7 protein-coding genes are annotated in these 8,343 nt (G+C 39.2%); 2 read left to right on the top strand and 5 right to left on the bottom strand.

What is annotated here, in order from left to right; translation table 11 throughout:
* Positions 1-521: 521 nt before the first annotated feature.
* Together dnaG and cls are read left to right on the top strand one after the other, a co-directional pair.
* A complete protein-coding gene (dnaG, locus tag JCM15124_RS12020; protein ID WP_024999600.1) occupies positions 522-2,453 on the top strand; it encodes a DNA primase in 1,932 nt (643 codons plus the stop codon).
* Between the two features lie 38 nt (positions 2,454-2,491).
* On the top strand, positions 2,492-3,913 hold the full coding sequence (gene cls, locus JCM15124_RS12015; protein WP_024999599.1) for a cardiolipin synthase: 1,422 nt from the start codon (positions 2,492-2,494) through the stop codon (positions 3,911-3,913).
* A gap of 443 nt (positions 3,914-4,356) precedes the next feature.
* On the opposite strand, the gene JCM15124_RS12010 is transcribed toward cls, so the two are convergent.
* From JCM15124_RS12010 to JCM15124_RS11985, 5 genes are all read right to left on the bottom strand, one after another.
* Positions 4,357-4,908, bottom strand: a complete 552-nt coding sequence (locus JCM15124_RS12010) for an outer membrane beta-barrel protein (RefSeq protein WP_024999598.1) — start codon at positions 4,906-4,908, stop codon at positions 4,357-4,359.
* Positions 4,909-5,775: 867 nt separating this feature from the next.
* A complete protein-coding gene (locus tag JCM15124_RS14605) occupies positions 5,776-6,186 on the bottom strand; it encodes a PH domain-containing protein (RefSeq protein ID WP_024999597.1) in 411 nt (136 codons plus the stop codon).
* 6 nt (positions 6,187-6,192) lie between these two features.
* Positions 6,193-6,843, bottom strand: coding sequence for a hypothetical protein (locus tag JCM15124_RS11995; protein WP_024999596.1), 651 nt, complete (start codon positions 6,841-6,843; stop codon positions 6,193-6,195).
* A gap of 46 nt (positions 6,844-6,889) precedes the next feature.
* Complete coding sequence (locus JCM15124_RS11990; RefSeq protein WP_024999595.1) at positions 6,890-7,144, bottom strand: hypothetical protein; 255 nt, start codon at positions 7,142-7,144, stop codon at positions 6,890-6,892.
* A 185-nt stretch (positions 7,145-7,329) separates the two neighbouring features.
* Positions 7,330-8,187: a radical SAM protein gene (locus tag JCM15124_RS11985; protein ID WP_198019143.1), complete on the bottom strand. Its 858-nt coding sequence runs from the start codon at positions 8,185-8,187 to the stop codon at positions 7,330-7,332.
* Positions 8,188-8,343: the final 156 nt, after the last annotated feature.

Genomic DNA, 8,343 nt, shown 5'->3' with positions numbered 1-8,343 from the left:
AAATGTTTCGTGCAATCCGTTTCGTGCGCTTTTGCCAAACCAAAGTGCTGTGTGCCGGGTATCAGACCAAGCGTCTACTTTATCCGTATAATTTATTAGGTGTGTGCCTATCTGTCTCGTATGACTATAAAAGAGGTGTCTGCTGAATTAGCAAATAAGGGAAAAGGTGTCTGTTAAAATCTGAAAAGGTATGTTGTAGCGTAGGTTTATTAAATTACTTACGTGTAAATAAATATTTTTCTACACGTAAGTAAGAAATTATTTACACGTAAAGAAATATTTCTTTACGTGTAAATAATTTGGCTGTACTTTGCAAAAACGACATAAAACCTTAGAACAAGCAGGGGAAGAGTTGCTTGCCCATAAGTTTTTTGTCAGCTTATGAAACATCGGGAAAACACACGGCAAACATTGAAAACCCCGAAAAAGTCGGCATAAACTTCTTTTTCGGGGCTTTCAAATTTGGAATACCTATTTTGTTGTTGTATCTTTGTAGCAACTTCAATGATTGAAAATAAACTATGATAGATAGACCAACGGTAGACAGAATATTGGAAGCCACAAACATTGTGGACGTGATTTCGGAATATGTTACGCTGAAAAAGGCAGGCACAAGCTATAAAGGACTGTGCCCGTTCCACGACGACCGTACTCCGTCGTTTTCGGTTAGTCCTGCAAAAGGGGTCTACAAGTGTTTCTCGTGTGGCGAAGCCGGCAATGCGGTAAACTTCATTATGAAGCACGACCAGATGACTTACCCCGAAGCACTGAAGGTTTTGGCAAAGAAATACGGCATAGAAGTGAAGGAACGAGAGCTTACCACGGAGGAGAAACAGCTTGAGAACGAACGCGAGTCGATGTTTCTTGTAAACGAATGGGCGGCAAAACACTTCAGCGACATACTGCACAACCACGTAGACGGCAAGGCCATAGGCTTGCAATACTTTCGCAGTCGTGGTTTCAGAGACGATATTATAGAGAAGTTCCAATTGGGTTTTTGTCTTGCAGGGAAGCAGGAGTTTGCCAATGCCGCACTGAAAGCGGGCTACAAGAAAGAGTTTCTTGTAAAGACGGGGCTTTGCTTTGAGCGCGATAATGGCGAACTATCAGACCGTTTCAATGGGAGGGTTATATTTCCTTGGCTGAACGTAAGCGGGAAAGTAATTGCTTTTGGCGGTCGGTTGCTCGATGCAAGAACAAAGGGAATAAGCCAAAAGTATGTCAATTCGCCGGGTAGCGAGATTTATCAGAAAGACCATGCACTGTACGGAATATATCAGGCGAAGAAAGCTATCGCCAAGTTCGACCTTGTATATATGGTGGAAGGCTACACCGATGTGGTGTCGATGCACCAATGCGGCATAGAGAACGTGGTGGCAAACAGCGGCACGGCACTTTCGGTTTTCCAAATAAAGCTGCTCCGTAGGTTTACTTCAAACATTGTGTTGCTATACGATGGCGACGAGGCGGGGCAGCATGCAGCCTTGCGCGGTACGGATATGTTGCTTTCGGAAGGCATGAACGTGAAAGTATTGTTGCTGCCCGATGGGAAAGACCCCGACGAATTGGCTCGCAATCTGACTGCCGAAGCCTTCAGAAAGTATATTGAGGAGAACCAAACGGACTTTATCGTCTTCAAGATAAATGTATTATTGAAAGGCGTAACCGACCCCGTGAAGCGGTCGGAAGCCATAAACTCCATTGTGCAAAGCATTGCGGTGATTAAAGACCCCATATTGCGCGACACCTATTTGCGCGAGTGTGCGCACAGAACAGGTATGAAAGAAAACACGCTCATTGCGCAGATGAACCGTTTTATATATAACGACAGAGAACAGCAACGAAAGGAACAGGTGCGAGAAGCCGAACAAGCTGCGAGCGAACAACAAGTGTTGCGCCCTGCAACGCCTATGCAGCAGGCATCGAAAGTAGAAACAATGTTGGTGCAAGCCATTGTGCGCGACGGCGAAAAGATAATCATTCGCGACGTGCAGAACGACGAGACGGGTGAGCGCATCAGCCTTAACGTGGCGCAATACATTGCTTACGACCTCGGGCTGGACAATCTTTCGTTCAGCAATCCGCTGTCGGTGCAGATTCTTACCGAAGCGATTGAGCACAGCAACGACGAGGATTTCAAGGCGGAAGAGTATTTTACGCATCATTCCGACATTCTTATTTCAACGCTGGCAGTGAAGTTGAGTGTAGACCGCTTTCAGTTATCGGAGAGTATGCAGATGAAAGAACGGGAGGTAGACCTCCGCGACCGCATTGTGCACCTTATACTCGACTACCGTATGGACTATGTGGAGCAACACCTAAAAGAGTTGCAGGCAAGTCTATCGACAGAGAGCGACCTGAACAAGACAATGGAAATAATGGGTGAAATAAAGAAGATGCAGGATATGCGCAATGTGCTTGCACGCAAATTGGGAAACGATATTGTGGTGTAACGGATAGGAAATAACCATTAAGGAGGGGAGGAAAAAGAATGATTTACATACACTGGATAGTTCTTGTAGCCTATACCGTGATTGCCATTGTGGCGATGATTACGGTGCTGATGGAACATCGCCAGCCTGCCAAAACCATTGCGTGGGTGCTGGTACTGTCGTTCTTGCCGTTGGTGGGCATTGTTCTTTACTTCTTCTTCGGTCGTCGCACGCGCAAGGACAGGCACATTTGGGAAAAGAGTTTAAACCAACTGACAAAGCGTTCGATGATTGAATTTGCGGAGCAGAAGCAGTTGGAACTGCCCGAAGAGCACAAAGAGCTGATACAGCTCTTCATGAATCAGAACTTAGCCCTGCCGTTTAAGAACAACGAAACCGATGTTTACGTGTCGGGGTATGAGTTTTTTTCGGCTCTCTTGGCAGCGTTAGGCAAAGCTACACACCATATCCACATTGTTTCTTACATCATAGACGACGACCCGTTGGGACGTTTGTTGCGCGATGCACTTATCGACAAGGCACGCAAAGGAATAGAAGTGCGCTTGCTGTTCGACGATGTAGGCTCATGGAAGACGCCCAACCGCTTTTTTGAACAGATGCGTGAAGAAGGTATCGAGGTGCACCCCTTTATGCCGGTGCGTTTTCCTGCCTTTACGGGCAAGGTGAACTATCGCAACCATCGTAAGATTATCGTCATCGATGGCAAGGTGGGGTTCATTGGCGGAATGAATTTAGCACAACGCTATGTAAAGGGGTATAAAGGCACAATGTGGCGCGACACACATGTAAAGATAACCGGTGCAGCGGTGTATGGGCTGCAACGTGCTTTCCTTATAGACTGGTTCTACGCCGACCGCACACTGATAACCGACCGCAGGTATTATCCCGACACGACCATAGCACCCAACAACAGCCTGATACAGATTGTTACGAGCAGTCCTACCAATGTTTGGGAAGAATTGGAACAAGGCTATATCAAGATTTTACTGAGCGCAAAGCGATACGTTTATATGGAGACGCCCTACTTCTTGCCTACCGAACCTATCTTCTTTGCAATGCGCACAGCGGCTTTGTCGGGCGTAGACGTTCGGTTGATGGTATCGTTAAAGACGGATTCAAAGTTGGTTCAGATGGCTTCTCGCTCTTATCTTACACAAACCATACAAGCAGGTGTAAAGGTGTTATGCTATGAAGAAGGGTTCAATCACACCAAATTGCTGGTTGCCGACGACAATATTGCAACGATAGGTTCGGCAAATATAGACTTCCGTAGCTTTGAAAACAACTTTGAAGCCAACGCTTTCTTCTACGATAAAGTAATGGCACAACGCATAAAAAGCATTTTCCTGACCGATGAAGCAAAGTGTATTCCGTTAGAAAAAATAAAAGAAATAAACAGCAAATCGTTTATTTACAGACTTTGGGAATCGATTGTACGCTTGCTGAGTCCGTTGCTATAAGCTGACTATCTTTATATAAGCAAGGCATATATTGCCCATCTGCGTATGCTAAAACTTAAAAAATCAGCAGTAAAAAAGAGGGACACGCCATCGAAACGATACGTTCCCTCTTTATATGAATGGATTAAATATGTTTAGAACGTTTGCTAAAACTTAAAAAATCAGCAATAAAAAAGAGAGATACGCCATCGAAACGATACGTTCCCTCTTTATATGAATAGATTAAATATGTTCAGAACATCTGCTAAAACTTAAAAAATCAGCAATAAAAAAAGAGGGACACGCCATCGAAACGATACGTTCCCTCTTTATATGAATGGATTAAATATGTTCAGAACGTTTGCTAAAACTTAAAAAATCAGCAATAAAAAAAGAGGGATGCACCATCGAAACGATACGTTCCCTCTTTATATGAATAGATTAAATATGTTCAGAACAATTCCTTAGAAGTTGTAGTAAACACCGAAAGTAACGTTGTTACCATCAAGATTTACACCCCAAACGTGTGCATCTTTGTCAGCACCATCTTCCTTAACAGACTGCCAACCTAAAAAACCTACGTGAGCAACAAAGCTAACTTTCTTACTGAGATTTACTGAGATACCCGGTTTCAAGCCTGCTGACCATGCATCAACTGATTTAGTACCGGGATTATGAGCGTGGTTGAAATGGGTATAACCGAAACCACCATCGATGAAAGCATTTACATACTTAGAATGAGCGAAAGTGTAACGAACATAAGGTTCGAAAGTAACATAGTTACGGCTTTCACCTTCTATTTTAACAGGAGTACCCTTACCCCAACCGAGTACAGTTCCGATAGCCCAGTCCTTGTTGATTTTATAACCAATTTCCGGAAGAACCTGATAAGTTGTTACGTCATCGCCACCACCAACTTCAGAAGTAGCAACACCTACACTACCACCAAGATAAACCTGTGCATTAGCAGCAACTGCAATAAATGCTACTGCAAGAGTCATTAAAACTTTTTTCATCTTTAAAAATTAATTTGTTAATACTAAAATATAAATCTCTTTACCAAGCCCTCTACTGCTGTGAAGCAGAAAAGATGTCATGGAAACGGATGCAAAGTAAATGCTTTTAGAGCAAACCACCAAAATTTCTAAATAAGTTTTTCTAAACTGATTAAAACGTATGTTAATTCCTTGCCTGTTCTTATATATATTAACTTATGCGTAATGGAATGAATGGGGCTAATAACAGAAATTTATAAATGGTTGCCTGAAGATAAAAAGAGACTTACACACTTTTGCAGACAGTACCTAAAAAATAGGCTGGAATTGCCTGCCTTCCAAATGTCCATTACATCTACCCTCGTTTCCAATATACACATTCTTATGCCGGAATTGCCAGCCTACCAAATATCCATTACGCCTAACTTACGTTATACTAAAATATATTGCTCTGTCCGGTAAAACTTTTCATTCCAATTCATTATAATAAAGAATGCTCCTAAAAGTATTATTCTGGGTGTTTTTCTCTGAATTTTCGGCCCCCTCTTTGTGGACTCCTTTTTTGTATTGCTGGTATAGCTCTTCGGGGCTACGCGCCCCGGCCACGGGGCAAACCTGCGGTGTTTTCATAGATTAGAAACTATGAAAACGTGGCTGTTTATTGCACTTCGATTTGGAATGTACAGTGATGAGTAAATTGGCAATCAAAACGACCCATGTTTGTATTTGTATTATTGCTGTCCGGTAAAATGACTATCTTTGCCCATGGTTATTTTTTTTCTAAAATCAAAGATAACCAAAAGGATCGATATTTCGTGAGAAGTGTTAATCCTAATTTTAGACGTTCCTAAAAAGTTTTACCAGACAGCAATACTTTTTTATATATCTTCAATTGATTTTTATATGAACCTTTGAGTTGATTGATAAAATATGATTTACAAAATCCTTTTTTTTCTTAGGTGAAATAATGACACAACCATGCTTATACGTTAACTTTAATCGATCAATTGAAGCTGCAGGTGACGAAACTAAAGTGTGTGTAGATTCTATTAATAAAATATCAAAAATATCAATTACCTGTGTTGAAAAGAAAGGACAATGAATAGATAAGACTTTTCCATTAATTGTATATTTAATTCCTAATGGATACAAGGTTAACGCTGCGAGGATAACAAATAGAAAAATAGGAACAATCCAATTAAAATCAATTAAAAGAATAGGTACTGCAGGTAATATTATACTTATATATATAAACAGATATAACCACAAGTCAACTTTTGAATTATATTTTTTTTCCATCTTATCCTATTCTAAAGTATATGACTTACTTGAAAATTCTGGAAGTTTGCTAAGATTAAGGTTTACGAACTTCTCCAAATCTTCTACATTTGCCTTTGTTGCATCCTTTATAAAGATATCTGAGTAAGCTTGAACAACATCTTTTACAGTTGTGTTTATATTTTCATCTGAAAATAAAATTCTCTTATTTTTTTCTGATGCAGTCAACAGATAAACATCAAAATTAGAGCTTAGATTTACTTTATTCGACAAGCCAGATGTCTTTACTTTTGTTTTCACAACGGCTCCTATATAAGCGACTACAGTTGCACCTACTGCTGCATTAACGACACCAGCAACTGTATAAGCAACTCCCACCCAAGAAACGGCAATAACTGCCATGTAAAAAACAGCCACAACCGCTCCTACGGAAATTAATGCACTTTCATTTGTATCAAGCCCAAGGCTTTCTAAAATTGCCTTCTTATCTTCTGTGCTTAATAGATTGTAATAGTCGTTTATCTTTGCAGTTTCATCTAAATATCCCTTTTCATACATAAGAGAAAGGTATTGCTTGATGTCGTTTTGTTCAATAGCTTTTGCGATATCATCATCTGCAAGAGCTTTAACAATATTCTGAAGTGATGCATCAGTTGAAAGGTCATTTGGAGTTTCCATCTTTATGCCCGCCCTTGTCTGTATGTCATGAAAATATAATTTAGGATTAGCCAAAAATTTTTGCGAACTTTCTGTCTTTTACTATCTTATCAGACAAATTAAAAAGCTTGCTTAAATATATTTGTTGTTCTTTCGTAAGTTGTATGTGGATAACATGAAGCTGCTTGTTCAAATCTTTTTCATTTACAGAAGATTCCATTTCCTCTAAAGCATACATGTTACCATTCGTACATGATGTAGTAAGAATACTGCCAGTTAGAGTCCAAACTACGATTCTTGTTGTTGTGTTTCCAATTTTCATACCAATAATATTTTAAGAATGGGAATTCTTATATAAATAAAATTTCATCATAACGGAGTCATATTTTTCAGTATAATATTTTTGTGTTAGATGGATATATTTTTTATTGGTTAATAGACAAGCACAATAGAAACACATATGAGAAAGAACTCTTAGTTCAGGTATTTCTTCATTGGTTCTGTTTTCTAAAAACGAAGTATTTTGTAGGGTCCCTCTACAAAAAGCCATATTTTAATAAAGTCCTCAAACTGAGTTGTATAATTATTTTTAATTTGTTCAACGGAAGCATATCCCAAATCAAAATAAGGGATATATCTGACTGGTAACCCACAGCATGCCATTAAGTGATTATCAGGAGCAATTGTTAAACTTGTAAATAAGTTATCACAACGATCCATAACAGGATGAAATGAATGTTTTTCAATCTTTGGTAATCTACACAATCCTTCAGTTGTGAATGGCATCCATAACCCATTAATAATAGACACCTCAGAAATATTAATATTTTTGTCTTTAGATAATTTCTTGACAAGAGATGCTTTTGAAAACGCAGAGTCTATTCTTGTTTCAAGATTTATTGCAACACGAATATCATGTTTCAATGCGGCATATACACCATTACAAATATTTTCTATCTTAACATAGCATTGATGTTCATTGCCAGTACTGAAGTTTATCTCATTTAAACCATTTAATTTACATTGAGATATTATATCAATGGCACTTTTTTCATTTTTTTCCCAAAAACCATTTGTAACAATGCGAGTTGACAAGCCATTCTGTTTACCTATTCTTACAATTTCAAGTGTAGCATCTATATCTATTAATGTTTCGCCACCTGTGATTACAATTGTATGAATAGAAGGAAAATGCTTGCAGATGTAGTTAACCTGTCGAGTTACATCTTCCGTCTTTAGAGTTTCGTTTCTTTTCGGTGTACATTCAAAACAACAGTTTGTACATGCTGCAGTACACTTGAATGTACGTATAATAGACAGCGTCGTTGGTAATCTGTAATATGATGCGAGGGAAATATTCTTCATTATGCTAGCACTATATTTTTTTTGATGAATGTAACAGATGAAAATGCGGATAAGAAAAATTAGTCTTGTTCTTTTTGCAAATTTAGCACATTTCAAATACATATCCAAACATTTTCGCAATTTCTTTTTAAGAAATTCATCGTAGAGTCAACCGGC

The sequence above is a fragment of the Prevotella falsenii DSM 22864 = JCM 15124 genome (genome assembly GCF_000613945.1).
Classification (GTDB): domain Bacteria; phylum Bacteroidota; class Bacteroidia; order Bacteroidales; family Bacteroidaceae; genus Prevotella; species Prevotella falsenii.
Note: the sequence above shows the minus strand (reverse complement) of the source record. Positions and strands in the feature narration are given on the sequence as shown.

Bases quoted from the DNA above. Each gene is read 5' to 3' on its own strand.
- dnaG (WP_024999600.1), top strand. From the start codon at position 522: ATGATAGATAGACCAACGGTAGACAGAATATTGGAAGCCACAAACATT.
- cls (WP_024999599.1), top strand. From the start codon at position 2,492: ATGATTTACATACACTGGATAGTTCTTGTAGCCTATACCGTGATTGCC.
- JCM15124_RS12010 (WP_024999598.1), bottom strand. From the start codon at position 4,908: ATGAAAAAAGTTTTAATGACTCTTGCAGTAGCATTTATTGCAGTTGCT.
- JCM15124_RS14605 (WP_024999597.1), bottom strand. From the start codon at position 6,186: ATGGAAAAAAAATATAATTCAAAAGTTGACTTGTGGTTATATCTGTTT.
- JCM15124_RS11995 (WP_024999596.1), bottom strand. From the start codon at position 6,843: ATGGAAACTCCAAATGACCTTTCAACTGATGCATCACTTCAGAATATT.
- JCM15124_RS11990 (WP_024999595.1), bottom strand. From the start codon at position 7,144: ATGAAAATTGGAAACACAACAACAAGAATCGTAGTTTGGACTCTAACT.
- JCM15124_RS11985 (WP_198019143.1), bottom strand. From the start codon at position 8,187: ATGAAGAATATTTCCCTCGCATCATATTACAGATTACCAACGACGCTG.